We start from the raw sequence: 16,994 nt of genomic DNA on the forward strand, positions 1-16,994 counted from the left end.
TGGGGAATGGTGCGGCGGCAGAGCCGCGCGGCACAAATCAAAAAGCGCCCCGCGACCCTGCAAATCGCTGCCTGACGCACAAAATGGGTGGAACAGGTAACATGCCGCGGCAATAATGGGTGGATTTCCACCCATCCCAGGCAATCAGCCGCCATCCTCTTCGACGGCATCGACAATCAGGCGGCGATCAAGCCCGTATTTCTGCATCTTTTCGTAGAGCGTCTTGCGCGAAATTCCAAGCGTTTCATAGACCGGCCGCAGCCTGCCACCATGGGCGGCGATGGCCGAGGCGATCAGGCTGCGCTCGAACTCGGCCACACGGTCGGCAAGGCGCGCGCCCTGCCCCGCCGGGTCCAGATCGGCGTTTTCAAGACCCAAAACGAAACGTTCGGCAAGATTGCGCAGTTCGCGCACATTGCCCGGCCATTCCCGCGCCGCAAGGCCCGACAGAAAGGCCGCCGGTGCCTCACGCTCGGGCAGGTTATGGCGGGCGGCCGCCTCACGCAGAAGCTGCATAAAGAGCAGCGGGATATCCTCACGCCGGGCCGACAGCGGCGGGACATGCAAAACCGCGACGTTCAGTCGCCAGAACAGATCCTCGCGGAAACGACCCTGCGCGACCACATCCTGCAGATCGACCTTGCTGACCGCGATAAAGCGCACATCCAGCGGCACCGGATCGTTCGAGCCAAGCCGGGTGATTACCCGCTCTTGCAGGACCCGCAGCAGCTTGGCCTGCAGTTCCAGCGGCATCGAACCGATTTCATCAAGCAGTACGGTGCCCCCGCGCGCGTGTTCAAACTTGCCGTAACGCGGTCGCAGCGCACCGGGAAACGCCCCCGCCTCATGGCCGAAAAGCTCGCTTTCAATCAGCGCCTCGGGCAAAGCCGCGCAGTTGATGGCGATAAAAGGCCGTCCCGCCCGGGGCGAGATGTCGTGCAGCGCACGCGCCACCACCTCTTTGCCCGCGCCCGTCGGCCCGATGATCAGCGTATCTGTGTCCGAGGCCCCGATTGCGCGCAGCCGATAGCGCAGATCGACCATGACCTGAGTGCGACCGGGCAAACGGGCCTCGACATCGTCACGTTTGCCGGCCACGGCGCGCAGCCGGCGGTTCTCAAGCACCAGACCGCGATGGTCAATCGCACGGCGAATAACGGTCGCCAGTTCCTGCACCACAAAGGGCTTTTCGATGAAATCATAGGCCCCGCCGCGGATTGCCTCGACCGCCAGCGGCACCTCGGCATGGCCGGTGACAAGGATGACCGGAATTTCGGCGTCAATCTCATGCAGGCGGCCAAGCAGCGTCATCCCGTCCATACCAGGCATGCGGATATCGCTGACCACTGCGCCCGAAAAACCGGGTCCGACCAGCGCCAGCGCCTCTTCGCCCGATGCCAGCGTCTCGACCGCGAAACCGGCAAGCTCAAGCGCCTGCGCGGTCGAGCTGCGCATCTGCTCGTCATCCTCGACCAAAAGCACGCGCGGGGTCATGCGGCAGCCTCGTCAACGGCGGCGGCGGGCAGGGTCACGCAGAACTCGGCCCCCGGCTCGGCATTGCGGCAGGTGATCTCGCCGCCGAAGTCGCGCACGATATTGGCGGTGATCGACAGGCCCAGACCCAGCCCGGCCCCCATCCCCTTGGTGGTAAAGAACGGGTCGAAAATCCGTGCGGCAATGGCCTCGGGCACGCCGGGACCACGGTCGCGGACGCGGATGGCGACACGCCCGCCCCCGGCCCGCGCCGACAGGGTGATACGGCGATCCGCGCCCCCTTCGACGGCATCAGCGGCATTGGTGATCAGGTTGACCAGCACCTGTTGCAGGCGCGTCGGCCCCGCGCGCAGCGGCGGCAGATCGGCCGGCAGGTCCAGTTCAAGCTCAGCCCCGCTGCTGGCCAGACGCGCGGCGACGATGGTACGGGTTTCGTCGATCAGCGAAGCCAGCGTGACCGCCCCCAGCCGCTCATCCGGTTTGCGCGCCGCATGGCGCAGGTGCTTGCCAATGGCGGCCATGCGGTCAACCAAAGCAAGGATCTGGACGATATTGTCGCGGGCGCGGGCATAATCGCCCCGCTCGATCAGGATGGCAGCGCTGTCGGCATAGTTGCGCGCCGCCGCCAGCGGCTGGTTGATCTCATGCGAGAGCGAGGCCGACATCTGCCCCAGCGCCGCCAGCTTGCCGACCTGTACCAGACTGGCTTGCGCGGCGCGCAGCTCGGCCTCGGTGGCGCGGCGTTCGGTGATCTCTTGTTCAAGCTGGCCGTTGACGCGCGCAAGGGCAGCCGTGCGCTCGATCACCCGGCGTTCAAGCTCGGCAGTGGCGAATTGCTGCATGGCCAGCCGCTCGGCCGCCTGGGCACGGCGCTGGCGCCACATCATCAGCCCAAAGCCCGCCACCGACAAAAGCAGCAACAGGCTGATCATCGCCAGCCGCGCCTCGGCCCGCAGGTCAGCACTGTCGGTCAGCACATGCACGGTCCAGCCCGCCGCCGGCATCTGCTCCGAGGCAACGATATAGTCGTGGCTACGCTCAACCTCATCGCTCAAAGCGGGGGGCAAGCGGAACATCGGCACGCCATGCAAGTTCAGCCGCTCAACCGGCAGTTCGGAAAGCGGAGTCCCGGCATAGCGGCGCGAGGACTCGCTGCGGGCCAGCCGCTCGGCCGTCAGGGGCTGGATGCTATGGTAAAGCCAGCTTGGCTCTGAGGACAGAAAGGCCGTGCCCTCGGGGTCGGTCACCAGCACCCGGTATTGGTTGCCGCGCCACGAGGCCTCGATCCGGTCAACGCCGATCTTGACTGCGACCACGGCGACGATCCGGCCCTGCTGATCCAGCACCGGGGCCGAAAAGAAATAGCCCCGGATGCCCGAAGTCGTGCCGATGCCGTAAAAACGCCCCTGTCCGCCCGCCATGGCATCAATGAAATAGGGTCGATAGCTGAAATTCTGACCAACAAAGCTTGCCGGGCCCAGATAGCCCGAATGGGCGATCGTCTGGCCGTCGGACAGAATCAGATAGATATCCGAGGCCTGCACATCCTCATTCTGCTCGGCCAGCCATTCATTGGTCTGGCGGCGCAGAGCGGCATTGCCGGGATCGGCGGCCAGCTGGTGGATCAGGTCCAGATCGGCGACCAGTTGCGGCACCACCTCATAGCGCGCCAGATCGGCGGTCAGCGCATTCACCGTCAGCCGCAGCGCGGTGGCGGCGCGCGCCTGCCCCTGGCGAAAGTAATGCTGATAGGCAAGCTGGGTGCCCAGCCAAAGGATCGCCGCAACGACGGCAAGGCCAAAGACCAGCCACCAGCGCCCCGACGCCGCCTTGCGCGACGCCGGGTCCTCGATCCGCATCTGGACCCCGTGACTGCGGGACATGGCCTGGGCCTCTGCTGCTCCTCCGATGGCCGAATCTGACAGCAAGACCGGCCGCACGCAACCGGCCTTGCATCGGGGATCAGGACAGTGCCCGCCGCGCCGCCATCCGGCCAGAGCGCACCGCATAAGCCAACGCCGCCACAAGGCCGATAGGATAGAACGGCAAAGCACCCAGTTGAACTGGTCAAGCCGGTTCCGGATCTAGCCAAAGATCAGCGCCACTGCGATCACCGGGCCCTCGAATACCGCGCAATATATGTCAGTCGCGAAAAAGATCAGCGTCGCCACCGCCGCCCCGCTGCGACCCGGCAGAATGCGCGAGAACAACGAGACGCTAAGCCCGGTCCGGATCGCATGGCGGACCAGCACCGCATTCACCGCCGCGTAGGTCAGCACCGACAGCACAAGGCCGATGATGGCATTTCTTGCGCCATAGACCAGCGCCAGTGAGGCAGCGATAACCAGATAGAACACGGCCGAGCGATCATGGTCAGCGGCAGCCGGCCCATGCGCTGATCGGCTGGCACAGGCCGATCCGAAAACTCCAGCTCCTGTGAATTATCCAAAGATCCAGCCATGGCTAAAGCTCCCTGTCTGTTCTGATTGTGTGATTATTGTGATTGCTTGATGGGCGGGGCCTGGGACGGCCCCTTCCCTTGCCGCGATCCAAGAGCTTGACCGGGGGGATACGCAACCCTTCGGCAAAGATCCCGGTCGCGTTGGGGTTGCAGCCTGCGGGAACGGGCCGCCCACATCGGTCAGGTGCCCTTTGCAGACCGGCCAGAACACCAGCTCACCCTCGTGGAAACCCAGGTAATACATGCAGGTGCCGATGATATGGCTGCCCTCATATGCGGGGTCGTTATGCTGGATCAGATCGCCTTCGTGGATATCGCCTAAAAAAAGCGCGCCGCCGATTTCATCGCCGGGATCAGGCTGCCGAGATAGATCGGGATGTCCTGACCTTGCCGGATCAATTCGGGCGTGTGGTTGAAAAGCGCGGTCAAATAGCCAAGCGCAAGGTTAAAGGCCGAGCTGCGCGCGGTCTGTTCCAGCGTCAGCGTCATCTCGCGCTGCCCGGTTGCCAGAACGCCGCGCACCACCGACAGGATGATGGGGTCTGGTCATGGCTGCTCCCTGTCTGGGCCGCACAGGCACGCGCAGCAGGACAGCCGAAAGGGCTGTCCACGATGATCTCCGCGGGGTGCCGTCTGACGCGGCATCTTTCCGATCAGCCGATGTTGCGCCGCAGGCGGGCGGCGGTCTTGGCGCGGGGTGCAGATAAACTTGTCTTGCGTGCACCACCGCCCATCCGCACGGCAGGATCGGGCGCAGATGGGCAATCCCCCACCCCGGTATGCGAGTTTTCTTTTGCCCGACGGGTCCTGCGCGCCACGAATCGTCCAGTCGATGCGGGAAGGCGCATCATGACCGTTGAAAACTACAGCAACGCCGACCGAACGCGCGGCGCAGCGGTCTGCCATCATCGCGGATATTTATTTTCCGCTACAGCTCAGCTATCGGGACCCGGCTACCTTTCAGGGTCGGCTAGAGCGGCGCAGCACCGGTCGTGTCTCGCTGTCGCGGCTGTGCACCGAGCCCACCTGTTACGAACGGGTGCCGGGGTTGATCCGTCAGGGCGAGGCCGGGGAATATCTGGTCACCATTCCCAGCCTTGTGCCGGTCCTGTTTCGCCAGCCTGGCCGCGACATCACCTGCACGCCGGGCGGCTTTATCATCGGACACGGGGATGAACCCTATCGCTTTGCCTGTCAGGCCCGCAACGATCTGCTGGTGATGAAGATTGCGCGCAGCGCGCTGGCTGAACGGCTGTGCGCCACGTTTTTTGACGGGCGCAAGGGACTGGGCGGGCTGTTTGCCAAGACGGTGCGCCGCGTCCATGCCATACCGTCGGACCCCGCCGCAGCCGAGGTTCTTGGCCGGCATCTGATCGAGCTGCTGGCGCTTGACCGACATGCCGAGGTCGACAGCGGGGCGGCCACCGTCATCCGCGCCGCCCATCTTAAGCGTGCGCAGGATGTTGTCCTGCGCCAGCTCACCGACCTTTCGCTGGCGCCCGAGACGGTGGCAGCCGCCTGCGGCATCTGGAAACACGATCTGCACGACCTGTTTGGCGATACCGAAACCACGGTGGTGCAATTCATCCGCGAGGCCCGGCTGAAGGCCCCGCGAGATGCCGGAGGTCTGTCGCTGGCCTTGATCGCCTATCGCTTTGGCTTCAGCGATCAGGCGCAGTTTTCGCGCCTGTTCCGGGCCATGTCCGGCCAGACCCCAAGCAGCTGCCGCACCGCCTTTCGTGAAGGGCGGCGCGGCAGCGACTAGCTTTCAAAGCGCCATTCGCCCTCGCCCAAGGACGGGGCGGCACGGTCGGTAACAAGCGGGCTGCGCGAAAAGCGCAAGGGGCTGCGCAGACCGGCGATGCCTTCGGGGGCGACCCGCAGATCACGCGCCTGAACCTGCGGATCAGCCAGCGCCTCGGCCAGATCATTGACCGGACCGGCGGGGACACCTGCCCCCTCCAGCGCGGCGATCAGATCTGCCCGGGTCCGAAGACGGGTGGCATCCGACAGCAACGGAACCAGCCGGACACGGTTTGCAACCCGTGCGGGGTTGGTCGCATAATCGGGATCGTCCGCCAGACCGGTCAGCCCAAGCACGCGGCACAGGGCAGAGAACTGGCGGTCATTGCCGCAGGCAATAATCAGGTGCCCGTCCGAGGCCGGGAACAGCTGATAGGGAACGATATTCGGGTGGGCATTGCCCAGCCGATGCGGCACTACCCCACCCAACAGGTAATTCGTCGCCTGATTGGCCAGCACCGCCACCCCGCAATCCAGCAGTGACAGGTCCAGATGCTGACCAAGGCCCGAACGCTGCCGTTCGGCCAGCGCCGCCTGTACCGCGATCACGCCGTAAAGGCCGGTAAAGATGTCGATCCAGGCGACACCGACCTTTTGCGGCTCGCCCTGCGGCTCTCCGGTCAGGTCCATGATGCCGCACATGCCCTGGATCAGGAAATCATAGCCCGGCTGGGCGGCGCGTGGGCCATCCTGACCAAAGCCGGTAATCGAGGCATAGATCAGCCGGGGATTGCGCCCCGACAGCGTTTCGTAATCAAGGCCGAACTTGCGCAGGCCGCCCAGCTTGAAGTTCTCGACCACCACATCTGCCTGATCAATCAGCGCCCGCAGACGCTCAAGATCAGCGGGATCGTTGAAATCGCAGGTGACCGAGCGCTTGCCGCGATTGGCGGCGTGGAAATAGGCCGCGACCCGTTCGGTCGTACCATCGGCGCGCGCCCGCTCAATGAAAGGTGGGCCCCAGCGGCGGGTGTCGTCGCCCTCGGGCGCCTCGACCTTGATCACCTCGGCACCCAGATCGGCCAGGGTCTGGCCGATCCACGGTCCGGCAAGGATGCGCGCCAGTTCGACGACGCGCAGCCCCCTGAGTGCCGGCTCTGCCATCAGGAAAAGGCCTGAATGCCGGTCTGGGCACGGCCAAGAATCAGCGCATGCACGTCATGGGTGCCCTCATAGGTGTTCACCGTCTCAAGGTTTTGCGCATGGCGCATGACGTGATAGCCGATCTGGATGCCGTTGCCGCCGTGCATGTCACGGGCCATGCGGGCGATATCCAGCGCCTTGCCGCAGTTGTTGCGCTTGATGATCGAGATCATCTCGGGCGCGAACCTGCCCTCATCAAGCAGCCGCCCGACGCGCAGGCTGGCCTGCAGGCCCAGCGCGATCTCGGTCTGCATATCGGCCAGCTTTTTCTGGTAAAGCTGCGTCGCGGCCAGCGGGCGGTTGAACTGGTGGCGGTCAAGCCCGTATTGGCGGGCACGGTGCCAGCAATCCTCGGCCGCACCCATCGCGCCCCAGCTGATGCCATAGCGCGCCCGGTTAAGACAGCCAAAGGGGCCGCTCATCCCCTCGACATTGGGCAACAGCGCGTCTTCGCCAACCTCGACATCCTCCATCACGATTTCACCAGTGATCGAGGCGCGCAGGGACAGCTTACCTTCAATCTTGGGGGCGGACAGGCCCTTCATGCCCTTTTCCAGCACAAAGCCACGCACCTTGCCGCCATGGGCTTCGGACTTGGCCCAGACCACAAAGACATCGGCGATGGGCGCGTTCGAGATCCACATCTTGGACCCGTTCAGCACATAGCCACCGTCAACCTTGCGGGCGCGGGTTTTCATGCCAGCGGGGTCCGAACCCGCATCAGGTTCGGTCAGGCCGAAACAACCGATGAATTCGCCTGTGGCAAGCTTGGGCAGGTACTTCTGCTTTTGCTCTTCGCTGCCATAGGCCTCGATCGGGAACATGACGAGAGAGCTTTGTACCGAGGCCATCGAGCGATAGCCCGAATCGATACGCTCGATCTCGCGCGCGACAAGGCCGTAAGAGACGTAAGAGGCGCCGACACCGCCGTAAGCTTCGTCAACCGTGACGCCCAAAAGGCCCGACGCCCCCATCTCACGAAAGATCTCGGGGTCGGTTTCCTCATTGAGATAAGCCGCCTCGACCCGCGGAGCCAGTCGGTCGGCGGCAAAAGCCGCAGCGGTGTCGCGGATCATCCGCTCTTCTTCGGTCAGCTGATCGTCAAGCAGGAACGGATCGGACCAGGAAAAGGCGCCGCCCTTATGCGATTTCGTCGTCACGTCATGCCTCATGCAATAATGCTGTCACTTTATTCATTACCGCTTTCAAACCCGGCCGGAAAATGGATAATCCTCATTAGTTCATGCATAGGATGAATGTTCTTGCGGCAAAGACGCTTTCTTCCCAACCTCAGCCTGCTGCTGGCCTTTGACGCGGTGATGCGCACCGGCTCGGTCACCGGGGCGGCGCAGGATCTGGGGCTGACGCAAAGCACCGTCAGCCGCCTTTTGCAGAGCCTTGAGGCACAGCTGGGCCAGCCCCTGTTTATCCGCCACAAAAAGCGCCTGACCCCGACCGAAGCGGCCGAGCGTTATTTCCGCGACATTGCAGCGGCGCTGGATCTGGTCCAGCGCGCCAGCATGTCGCTGATAGCCAATCCCGATGGCGGCAGCCTGGATCTGGCGGTGCTGCCGACCTTTGCCACGCGCTGGCTTGCGCCACGCCTGCCCGATTTCCTGTCGGCACATCCCGGCGTCTCGATCAACCTGACGACCCGCTTTCGCCGCTTCAGCTTTGATGAAGAGCCCTTTGACGCGATGATCTATTATGGCCAGGACGACTGGCCCGGGGCCGAGCATCTGAAGCTTTTCGATGAAAGACTGACCGCCTGCGCCGCGCCCGGGCTTTTGGCCCGCCGGCCGGTCGCCTGCGCCGCCGATCTGGCCGGGATGGTGCTGTTGCAGCTGCCGACGCGACCCGATGCGTGGCAGGCATGGTTTCGCGGACAGGGCGCCCCACCGCCCCAGCCGCTGAACGGGATGATGATGGACCAGTTCTCGATGATGATTCAGGCGGCGATCTCGGGTCTGGGAGTGGCGCTGTTGCCCGATTATCTGGCCCGCGTCGAAATCGCCGAGGGCAGGCTTGCGCCGCTGCTGCGGCAGGGGGTGCCGGGCAGCGGCGCTTATTGGCTGGCATGGCCCACCCGCAAATCGGGGCTGAAACCGCTGGCCGCCTTTCGGGACTGGATCGCCGTCCGCATGGCGCGGGACGGCGAAGGTCTTGATGATCAGGCCGGGACCAATGCCGCCTCGATCGAGGCTTCAAGGATGTCCAGCGCCTCGGACAACTGATCCTCGGGGATGGTCAGCGGCGGCAGCAGGCGGATGACATTGTAACGCGTGCCGCAAGACAGCAGGATCAGCCCCCTCGCCTCGGCCTCGGCAACAATGACGGCGGTCAGCTGCGGATCGGGCTGGCTGGGGTCATCTGTCCGCACCAGCCCAAACGCATTCATCGCGCCAAGCCCGCGCACGTCACCGATAGCAGGGAAGCGCCCGGCGAGCTTTTGTAACCGCCCGCGGATCGCCAGACCAATCTCTTCGGCGCGGGCGCAGAGATCCTCGGCCGCGATCACCTCCGGCACTGCCAGCGCCGCCGCAACTGCCAGAGGGTTGCCGGCATAGGTGCCACCCAATCCGCCGGGGGCCGGCGCATCGACGATCCCGGCCGGCCCGTCACCGCCGGCAAGGGAACGCCCCCTGCCAGACCCTTGGCCATGGTCACAAGATCCGGCGCGATACCGGAATGCTGAAAACCGAACATGCGCCCGGTCCGCGCCATACCCGCCTGAATTTCATCCCCGATCAGCACGATGTCATGGGTGTCGCAGATGCGGCGCAGCGCTGCCAGAAACTCGGGCGGAGCTATGTTAAACCCGCCCTCGCCCTGTACCGGCTCAACGATGATCGCGGCAACACGGCGGGGATCGGCGGATGAGGCGAAAAGCGCCTCAAGATGCGCGACTGCCTGCGCAACCGAAACCCTGGTCATGGGTTGGGGAAAAGGCCGTGATGGACCACGGGCGGCATGGCGCCGAAACCTGCTATAGGGCGCAACCTTGCCGGTCAGCGCCATGCCCAGCAACATGCGCCCATGGAAAGCACCGTTAAAGGCGATCGCCCCCGAACGCCCGGTAAAGGCACGCGCCATCTTAACCGCATTCTCGACCGCCTCGGCCCCGGTGGTGGCAGGCATGGTTTTTCTAGCGAAATCACCGGGGGTCAGGGCATTCAGCCGCTCGGCCAGATCGACATAGGTTTCATAGGGCGCGACATGAAAGCAGGTATGGGTAAAGGTCTGCATCTGGCGCTGAACCGCCTCGATCACCTTAGGGTGGCGGTGGCCGGTGCTGGTCGCGGCAATCCCGGCGGCGAAACCCAGCATCCGCCGCCCCTCGGCGGTCCATAGCCCGGCATTCCCGGCCCGGACGGCATAGATATCCCGCGTACCGACCCCCCGCGCACGACCGCCGCCTGACGGCGGCGCTCAACTGCGTTGATTCCATGTCCAGATCCCCATGCTGACGGAATCGGCTTATTTCATGCTCGATATATTGAGCATAGATTTTCAGGAAATCTCGTATCGGTATGGAGTTGGAACGCATCACCCCGCCCTGATAAGCTGCGCAAAAAAGGATAGGGGCAAGGATGAGCGATTTCGACGCCGGCGCACGGCTCAGGGAATTGCGCACCGCTGCGGGCATGTCCCAGCGGCAGCTGGCCGAAGCCTCGGGCGTGCCGCATGGCCAGATCTCGATGATCGAGACTGGACGATCCAGCCCATCGGTCGCCTCGCTGCGCAAGATCCTTAGCGGGCTAAGCGTCACCATGTCCGAATTCTTTGAACCCGATCTGCCGCAAAGCCCGCAGCCCTTCTTTACCCCGGCTGAATTGCGCGACCTGACCTCGCGGCTGTACAATCTGCAAATCCTGCATGAACGCTATGAACCCGGCGCCGATACCGGCGAGACCATGCTGGCCCATCACGGCAGCAAGGGCGGCATCGTCATCGCCGGAGAAGTCGAATTGACCGTTGGCGATCAAAGCCGGGTGCTGAAAGCGGCGACAGCTATCTGTTCGCGTCGAACCAGCCGCACCGCTTTCGCAATATCCCGGACCGAGAGGCGGTCGTCGTCTCGGCCTGTACGCCGCCCTATCTTTAACCCTTGCGGGTGACAAAGCGGGTTTGCAGATAGGCGTTGATCGCCTCGGACCCGCCCTCGGTCCCCATGCCGGAATCGCCGATGCCGCCAAAAGGCACCTCGGGCAGCGACAGCCCGATATGGTTGATGGTCAGCATCCCCGCCTGAACCTCATCCTGCAAACGCTGCACCCGCGCCGAGCTGCGTGTCCAGGCATAGGCGGCCAGCCCGTAAGGCAGCCGGTTCGCCTCGGCAAATGCTTCGTCATCGGCGCGGAAACGGTTGATGACAGCAATGGGACCAAAGGGCTCTTCGTTCATCACGGCAGCATCGGCGGGCACATCGGTCAGCACGGTCGGGGCAAAGAACCAGCCCTCATTGCCGATCCGCTCACCCCCGGTCGCCAGCCGCGCGCCGCGATCCAGCGCATCGCGGATCAGCCGCTCGATAGCCGGGATCCGGCGTTCGTTCGCCAGCGGACCCATGGCGCTGTCAGGGTCGGTTCCGGGCCCCACCCTGGCCGAGGCAAGCGTGGCGGTAAAACCTTCGGTAAAACGATCCGCCACCGCCTCCTGCACCAGAAAACGGGTGGGCGAGATGCAGACCTGCCCGGCATTGCGCAGCTTGGACGCCGCCATGGCCGAGATCGCCGCCTCGACATCGGCATCGTCAAAGACCAGCACGGGCGCATGACCGCCCAGCTCCATCGTCGCTGGCTTCATATGCAGCCCGGCCAGCGCGGCAAGCTGCTTGCCCACCGCCGTCGAACCGGTGAACGAAACCTTGCGGATCACCGGATGCGGGATCAGATAGGACGAAATTTCGGCCGGGTCGCCATAGACAAGGTTCACCACCCCCGCCGGTACACCCGCATCGACAAAGCAACGGATCAGCTCAGCCGGAGAGGCGGGCGTTTCCTCGGCCGCCTTGACGATAATCGTACAGCCTGCCGCCAGCGCCGCCGAAACCTTGCGAACTGCCTGATTGATCGGAAAATTCCACGGGGTAAAGGCCGCGACGGGGCCCAAGGGCTCTTTCACCGTCAGTTGGGTCACGCCGGGGATACGTGGCGCAATGACCTGCCCATAGCAGCGCCGCGCCTCTTCGGCGAACCATTCGATGATCTCGGCCCCGGCCATCGTCTCGATCCGGGCCTGAGCCAATGGCTTGCCCTGTTCGGCCACCATGATCGCGGCAATCGCCTCGGCCCGCTCACGCAGCAGCGCCGCCGCCTTGCGCATCAGATCCGAACGATACAGCGGAGAGCTGAGCCGCCATTCCGCAAAGGCGCGGTTCGCGGCGGCCAGCGCCTCGTCCAGATCGGCGATACCGGCACAGGCGACGCGGCCGATCTCGGCCCCCGTGGCCGGGTTCAACACCGGCAGGCCACGCCCATCGCGCGCCGGCCGCCAGGTTCCATCAATCAAAAGCTGCGTGTCCGGGTAATTCATCCTGCCCCCGCCGATCCATGCCGCCGCCTATCCGCGCCGGCTGACAGATCTGGCGCAGGGCCGGACGATTCTCAACCTGAATTGCTCAAAATCCTGAACACGTAGATTGCAGGAAATGACGCAGATATCTGGCAGACTGTTCCCATCAGATTTCGCGTGACAAGCGGTTACGGCGCGGCTATGCAGAAGGCATGTCGCAGATGAAGCCCTACACCACCTCGTTTTATTGGTTCCGCTGTCCCCAGCGGACGTGGGTGGCCGTGTAGCGCTCAGGCGCGATCACAAACCCCGAAGCCGCTGGCCAGACCGGCGGCTTTTCTGTTTGATACGCTTCCGGTCCGGCCTTTCTCTCCAGGAAAGAACCATGACCATCCAGACCGAAAACCTGCATATCGTCACCCTTCGCCCTTTGCCCGAGCCAGCCGCATTGGCGGCCGCCCTGCCCCGGGACGAGGCCATCTCGCGTACTGTGGCTGACAGCCGCGCTGCGATCCGTGCCATTCTGTCGGGACAGGATGAGCGTCTGCTGGTCATTGCCGGGCCCTGCTCGATCCACGACACCAAGGCGGCGCTGGATTACGCCGCACGTCTGGCCGAGCTGCGCCGCGCGCTTGGCGACCGGCTGGAGATCGTCATGCGGGTCTATTTCGAAAAGCCGCGTACGACCGTCGGCTGGAAGGGGTTGATCAACGACCCCCATCTGGACGGCTCGGACCGGATCGAGGACGGTCTGCCGATGGCCCGGCGCCTGCTTTTGGATATCAACCGCATGGGCCTGCCAGCGGCGACCGAATTCCTGGACCCGATCCTGCCGCAGTACCTTGCCGATCTCATCGCCTGGGGTGCAATTGGCGCACGCACCACCGAAAGCCAGATACATCGCCAGCTTGCCTCGGGGCTGTCCTGTCCGGTCGGGTTCAAAAACGGCACGGATGGCGGGGTGCAGGTGGCGCTGGATGCGATCCGCTCGGCCGCGCGCCCGCACAGCTTCCCGGCCATCACCGCCGAAGGCCGCGCCGCCATCGCCACCACCACCGGCAATGACGCCTGCCATGTCGTGCTGCGCGGTGGTCATGACGGGCCGAATTACAGCACCGCCCATGTCGCGCAGGTTGCCGAGGCCGCCAGGCGGGCTGGCATTGATCCGGGCATCGTTATCGACGCCAGCCACGCCAACAGCAGCAAGGACCCGGCCCGGCAGATCGAGGTCAGCGCCGATGTCGCGGCCCAGATCCGCGGGGGCGAGCATCGCATTCGCGGCCTGATGCTGGAAAGCAATCTGGTCGCGGGCCGGCAGGATCTGGTTCCCGGCGCGCCGCCTGTCTATGGCCAAAGCATTACCGACGGTTGCCTTGGGTGGGAGGAAAGCCGGACCCTGCTCATTGATCTGGCCGAGGCAGCCGCGACCCGGCTGCGCCGCGCGGCTTAACAGGGCAGCAAAGGCGCGCCGGTGCGGCCCCGTGCCGGTGTGGCCCTTTATCGCGAAGAATGGGCGATCGGGGCCGCACCCAGCTCGGGCCGCACGCCGCCCATGACAGGTCCGGCAGGTCGACTGGGGGCAAGCATCGTCGGGCGCAGCATCGCGGCCGCCAACAGCCCGACCGCCGCGATCACTACCGCCGACAGATATACCCAGACAAAAGCGTCGCGGAACGCCGCTGCCACTGCCTCGCGTTGCGGGGCGGCCAGCATCGACATCCGATCAGGCGTCATCTCGGCCAGCGCGCCAGCGCCATGGATGGTGGTCTGTGCCAGCCGGTCCGACAGGATGGCCCCATAGACCGAGATCGCAAGCGATGCGCCTGCCATACGGGTCAGGGTCACGGCCCCTGTCGCCGCACCCACATCCTGGGACGGAGATGCAATCTGCACGCCGATAATCGGCGCCTGCTGGCCCAGCCCAATGGCCATGCCCTGCCCCATCAGCAATGCTGCGACCGCCCAGAACGGCACATGCAGCGGCAGACTGGCAAGCCCGGTCAGGCTGGCCAGCGCCAGGCTGAGGCCAAGCACCAGCCAGGGCTTGTAACGCCCGGTGGCCGAGATCAGCCGCCCCGCCGTCAGCGAGCCGATGGCAATCCCGGTGGTGACGGCGATAAAGAACAGCCCAGCCGACGCCGGCGACAGCCCGGTTGTCATCTGCAAGAACAGCGCGTGATAATTGACCATGCCGATTGCGATACCGCCACTGGTGGCCGCGACGATCAGCAACAGCGAAAAGTTGCGGTCGCGGAACAGGTTTAGCGGGATGATAGGCTCGGGCACCCGGCGCTCGATCGCCAGCCACAGCGCCAGAGCCCCGGCTGAAATCACCGGCAGCGCCAGCGCCGGGACCGAGGTGAGCGAGCCGAACAGAGACTGGCTGTCGGCCCATAGCACGATCCCCGCAATCGCGACGGCTAGCGTCAGCGCGCCCAGATAATCAACCCTGGGCTGGCGTTGGGGCCTTCTTTGCGGCAGCAGCAGCGCAAGACCCAGCAGCGCCACCATCCCAATCGGCAAGTTGATAAGAAAGATCGAGCGCCAGCCCAGATGCTGGCTCATCATGCCGCCAAGCGTCGGCCCGACCGAGCCCGAGGCCATCAGCACCAGACTGGAAAAGCTTTGATACCGTGCGCGCTGGCGCGGCTCGAACAGGTCGGCGTTGATCGAAAAGATCGAAACCATGATCCCGCCCGCGCCCAGCCCCTGAAAGGCCCGCGCGGCAATCAGGCTGTTCATCGACCATGCAAGCCCGCAAACGACCGAGCCAAGCGTGAAAAGCGCGACCGCAAAGATCATCACATATTTGCGCCCGAACAGATCGCCCAGCTTGCCATAAACCGGCATGATCGCCGCCTGTGCCAGCAGATAGGCCGAGCCAACCCAGCCAAAACGCTCAATGGCGCCGAACTCGCCCACGATGGTCGGCAACGCGGTCGAAACAACCTGGTTGTCCAGCGTCGCCATGAACATGCTGAGCATGAGGAAACAAAAAATGATCGTACGGCGCCGATGGCCGATCCCGGCGGGGCCGGGTGCTGCGGATTGTAACATAACTGGAAAAACCTGACTGAACGCCACGAAACCGGTCGCGGACCAAAACTATGCGTTGCAGAATATGTGACTTTGGCATATATATGTCAATAGCACATATTTAGCCGCAGGAAAGTCAGCGGAAAGGCACTGATGCAGGACACCAGCCGGACAGAGGGGATCGCCCGCATCTCGACCGCGATGGGGCGGATGCGCACGCTGATCAGGCGGCGCATCATTGGTCGGCTTGCCTTGCAGAACGTCGCGCCAATGCTGGATATTTCTGACCTCGATGCGCTGGGGCTGGTGCCCGGGCAGCCGGGCAGCAAGGGGCCTGACCCTTCGGCCGAGGTTTCGGTTGGCGATATCGCCCGACAGCTGCGCATTGATCCCTCACGCGCCAGCCGGCTGGTGGCGGAACTGGTCCGGCAAGGCTTTCTGATCCGCGAGGTTGCGCAAGAGGATGCGCGCCGCGCAGTCCTGCGACGCACCAAGTCGGGCGACCGCATCTTTGCCGAGATCCAGCGCGTCAAACACGAGCTGATCCGAGAGGTGGTCTCGGATTGGGCCGAACCGCGGCTGACCGCCTTTGCCGAGGATTTCGACCGTTTCGCCGAGGCGCTTGAGGCGCAGCTTTCCCGTCAGAACAGCGACGGCAGGAAAGCGACCTGATCCCCCGTCCCGCCAATATGCGAAACCGGCCACCTGCGGTCAGGCGGCCGGTTTCATGATACGGGTCAGGGCCTTGCGGTCAGGGCGGTCAGTTGCGCACCGGCAGGATCGGCGAGATCGTCGAGCACCTGAAAGTGGTCACAATCCTTGACATGCAGCAGCCCGGCCTGTTCGCCCGCCTGCTGACAGGCGGCGGCATATTCGTCGGATTGGCGGATCAGTTCGGGCAGCTCTCCACCGCCGACCGTGATCAGCATCGGCGCACCGGGGCCGATGTGATGCTGGGGACTGTAGGCAGCGATTTCTTCCGGAGTGAGGCGCAGATTGTCGTTCAGCTGACCAAGGCTGATCGGCTCAAGATCGTAAAGCCCGCTGATCGGCATGACCCGGGTCACGGCGGGATGGCTGCGATGGCTGGCGGCCAGATGCCCGCCCGCCGAATGACCGGACAGACACAGCGGCCGTCCGGCGATCTGAGGGACAAGATGGTCCAGAAGCTGACCGATCTCGGTCACGATCCGGGTCATCGAGGCCTCGGGCGCCAGCGTGTATTCGGCCAGGATCACGTCATAGCCATGCGCCAGAGGACCGGCGGCGGAATAGGCGAAATCCTCTTTGACGCAGTTCTGCCAATAGCCGCCGTGGATAAAGACAAAGACCGGCGCATTCGGCTTGCCGCACGAAATCCAGTCATAGGTCTGGCGGGCGCTGGTGCCATAGCGCAGGTCCCGGCGGCAATCCTGCGTGGAATAGAACACCTCGCTGCGGGCACGCAATTCACGCATCAGCCCCGGGAAATCCGCAACCCGGGCCGAGTTGTTATAGGCCGCATCCAGCTGTTGCCGGTTCATACCACGATAGATTGCCATAA

Annotated in this window: 15 protein-coding genes and 1 pseudogene; 5 read left to right on the forward strand and 11 right to left on the reverse strand. The window is 64.3% G+C overall.

Features of this window, described 5'->3' with window-relative positions:
- Window positions 1–144: 144 nt before the first annotated feature.
- From M511_RS05435 to M511_RS19405, 5 genes are all read right to left on the reverse strand, one after another.
- Entirely contained in the window at window positions 145–1,494 is a 1,350-nt protein-coding gene (locus tag M511_RS05435; protein ID WP_085501583.1) for a sigma-54-dependent transcriptional regulator, read from the reverse strand.
- Window positions 1,491–3,377 carry a sensor histidine kinase gene (locus tag M511_RS05440; protein WP_139824541.1) on the reverse strand — a complete coding sequence of 629 codons (1,887 nt, stop codon included), beginning with the start codon at window positions 3,375–3,377 and terminating at the stop codon, window positions 1,491–1,493. The genes M511_RS05435 and M511_RS05440 overlap by 4 nt, the downstream gene beginning before the upstream one ends.
- 201 nt (window positions 3,378–3,578) lie before the next feature.
- Window positions 3,579–3,851 carry a hypothetical protein gene (locus M511_RS05445; RefSeq protein ID WP_176224517.1) on the reverse strand — a complete coding sequence of 91 codons (273 nt, stop codon included), beginning with the start codon at window positions 3,849–3,851 and terminating at the stop codon, window positions 3,579–3,581.
- Between the two features lie 84 nt (window positions 3,852–3,935).
- Window positions 3,936–4,355: a hydantoinase B/oxoprolinase family protein gene (locus M511_RS19400; RefSeq protein WP_336245876.1), complete on the reverse strand. Its 420-nt coding sequence runs from the start codon at window positions 4,353–4,355 to the stop codon at window positions 3,936–3,938.
- Window positions 4,274–4,480, reverse strand: a complete 207-nt coding sequence (locus M511_RS19405; protein WP_254901041.1) for a hydantoinase B/oxoprolinase family protein — start codon at window positions 4,478–4,480, stop codon at window positions 4,274–4,276. Before M511_RS19405 ends, M511_RS19400 begins: the two co-directional genes overlap by 82 nt.
- Before the next feature lie 331 nt (window positions 4,481–4,811).
- On the opposite strand from M511_RS19405, the gene M511_RS05455 reads away from it, so the two are divergent.
- Window positions 4,812–5,720: an AraC-like ligand-binding domain-containing protein gene (locus M511_RS05455; protein ID WP_085501584.1), complete on the forward strand. Its 909-nt coding sequence runs from the start codon at window positions 4,812–4,814 to the stop codon at window positions 5,718–5,720.
- On the opposite strand, the gene M511_RS05460 is transcribed toward M511_RS05455, so the two are convergent.
- Complete coding sequence (locus tag M511_RS05460) at window positions 5,717–6,862, reverse strand: CaiB/BaiF CoA transferase family protein (protein ID WP_085501585.1); 1,146 nt, start codon at window positions 6,860–6,862, stop codon at window positions 5,717–5,719. The genes M511_RS05455 and M511_RS05460 overlap by 4 nt on opposite strands.
- Window positions 6,862–8,073, reverse strand: a complete 1,212-nt coding sequence (locus M511_RS05465) for an acyl-CoA dehydrogenase (RefSeq protein WP_010397032.1) — start codon at window positions 8,071–8,073, stop codon at window positions 6,862–6,864. The genes M511_RS05460 and M511_RS05465 overlap by 1 nt, the downstream gene beginning before the upstream one ends.
- Window positions 8,074–8,157: 84 nt before the next feature.
- Between M511_RS05465 and M511_RS05470 the strand changes: the two genes are divergently transcribed.
- Window positions 8,158–9,135, forward strand: a complete 978-nt coding sequence (locus M511_RS05470; RefSeq protein WP_010397030.1) for a LysR family transcriptional regulator — start codon at window positions 8,158–8,160, stop codon at window positions 9,133–9,135.
- Here M511_RS05470 and M511_RS19570 read toward each other — a convergent pair.
- Window positions 9,072–10,228 (reverse strand): annotated as a pseudogene (locus tag M511_RS19570) (aspartate aminotransferase family protein). The gene M511_RS05470 and the pseudogene M511_RS19570 sit on opposite strands and share 64 nt — an antisense overlap.
- Window positions 10,229–10,491: 263 nt before the next feature.
- Between M511_RS19570 and M511_RS05480 the strand changes: the two are divergent.
- Window positions 10,492–11,019: a helix-turn-helix domain-containing protein gene (locus tag M511_RS05480; RefSeq protein ID WP_010397025.1), complete on the forward strand. Its 528-nt coding sequence runs from the start codon at window positions 10,492–10,494 to the stop codon at window positions 11,017–11,019.
- On the opposite strand, the gene M511_RS05485 is transcribed toward M511_RS05480, so the two are convergent.
- Window positions 11,003–12,436, reverse strand: coding sequence for an NAD-dependent succinate-semialdehyde dehydrogenase (locus tag M511_RS05485; protein WP_085501586.1), 1,434 nt, complete (start codon window positions 12,434–12,436; stop codon window positions 11,003–11,005). The genes M511_RS05480 and M511_RS05485 overlap by 17 nt on opposite strands.
- Window positions 12,437–12,800: 364 nt before the next feature.
- Here M511_RS05485 and M511_RS05490 point away from each other — a divergent pair, with 364 nt between their 5' ends.
- Window positions 12,801–13,865, forward strand: coding sequence for a 3-deoxy-7-phosphoheptulonate synthase (locus M511_RS05490; protein WP_010397021.1), 1,065 nt, complete (start codon window positions 12,801–12,803; stop codon window positions 13,863–13,865).
- A 47-nt stretch (window positions 13,866–13,912) separates the two neighbouring features.
- Here M511_RS05490 and M511_RS05495 read toward each other — a convergent pair whose 3' ends face one another.
- Window positions 13,913–15,472 (reverse strand): MDR family MFS transporter, encoded by a 1,560-nt coding sequence (locus M511_RS05495; protein WP_254901042.1) that lies wholly within the window; start codon window positions 15,470–15,472, stop codon window positions 13,913–13,915.
- Between the two features lie 132 nt (window positions 15,473–15,604).
- Here M511_RS05495 and M511_RS05500 point away from each other — a divergent pair, with 132 nt between their 5' ends.
- A complete protein-coding gene (locus M511_RS05500; RefSeq protein ID WP_085501587.1) occupies window positions 15,605–16,123 on the forward strand; it encodes a MarR family winged helix-turn-helix transcriptional regulator in 519 nt (172 codons plus the stop codon).
- Between the two features lie 65 nt (window positions 16,124–16,188).
- Here M511_RS05500 and M511_RS05505 read toward each other — a convergent pair whose 3' ends face one another.
- Window positions 16,189–16,992, reverse strand: a complete 804-nt coding sequence (locus M511_RS05505; protein ID WP_010397013.1) for an alpha/beta hydrolase — start codon at window positions 16,990–16,992, stop codon at window positions 16,189–16,191.
- Window positions 16,993–16,994: the final 2 nt, after the last annotated feature.

The sequence above is a fragment of the Paracoccus sp. J56 genome (genome assembly GCF_019633685.1).
GTDB lineage: Bacteria > Pseudomonadota > Alphaproteobacteria > Rhodobacterales > Rhodobacteraceae > Paracoccus > Paracoccus kondratievae.

Excerpts from the sequence above, each read along its gene's own strand:
- M511_RS05460 (WP_085501585.1), bottom strand. The coding sequence starts at position 6,862 with ATGGCAGAGCCGGCACTCAGGGGGCTGCGCGTCGTCGAACTGGCGCGC.
- M511_RS05470 (WP_010397030.1), top strand. The coding sequence starts at position 8,158 with ATGTTCTTGCGGCAAAGACGCTTTCTTCCCAACCTCAGCCTGCTGCTG.
- M511_RS05490 (WP_010397021.1), top strand. The coding sequence starts at position 12,801 with ATGACCATCCAGACCGAAAACCTGCATATCGTCACCCTTCGCCCTTTG.
- M511_RS05465 (WP_010397032.1), bottom strand. The coding sequence starts at position 8,073 with ATGAGGCATGACGTGACGACGAAATCGCATAAGGGCGGCGCCTTTTCC.
- M511_RS05505 (WP_010397013.1), bottom strand. The coding sequence starts at position 16,992 with ATGGCAATCTATCGTGGTATGAACCGGCAACAGCTGGATGCGGCCTAT.
- M511_RS05495 (WP_254901042.1), bottom strand. The coding sequence starts at position 15,472 with ATGTTACAATCCGCAGCACCCGGCCCCGCCGGGATCGGCCATCGGCGC.
- M511_RS05485 (WP_085501586.1), bottom strand. The coding sequence starts at position 12,436 with ATGAATTACCCGGACACGCAGCTTTTGATTGATGGAACCTGGCGGCCG.
- M511_RS05435 (WP_085501583.1), bottom strand. The coding sequence starts at position 1,494 with ATGACCCCGCGCGTGCTTTTGGTCGAGGATGACGAGCAGATGCGCAGC.
- M511_RS05440 (WP_139824541.1), bottom strand. The coding sequence starts at position 3,377 with ATGTCCCGCAGTCACGGGGTCCAGATGCGGATCGAGGACCCGGCGTCG.
- M511_RS05480 (WP_010397025.1), top strand. The coding sequence starts at position 10,492 with ATGAGCGATTTCGACGCCGGCGCACGGCTCAGGGAATTGCGCACCGCT.
- M511_RS05500 (WP_085501587.1), top strand. The coding sequence starts at position 15,605 with ATGCAGGACACCAGCCGGACAGAGGGGATCGCCCGCATCTCGACCGCG.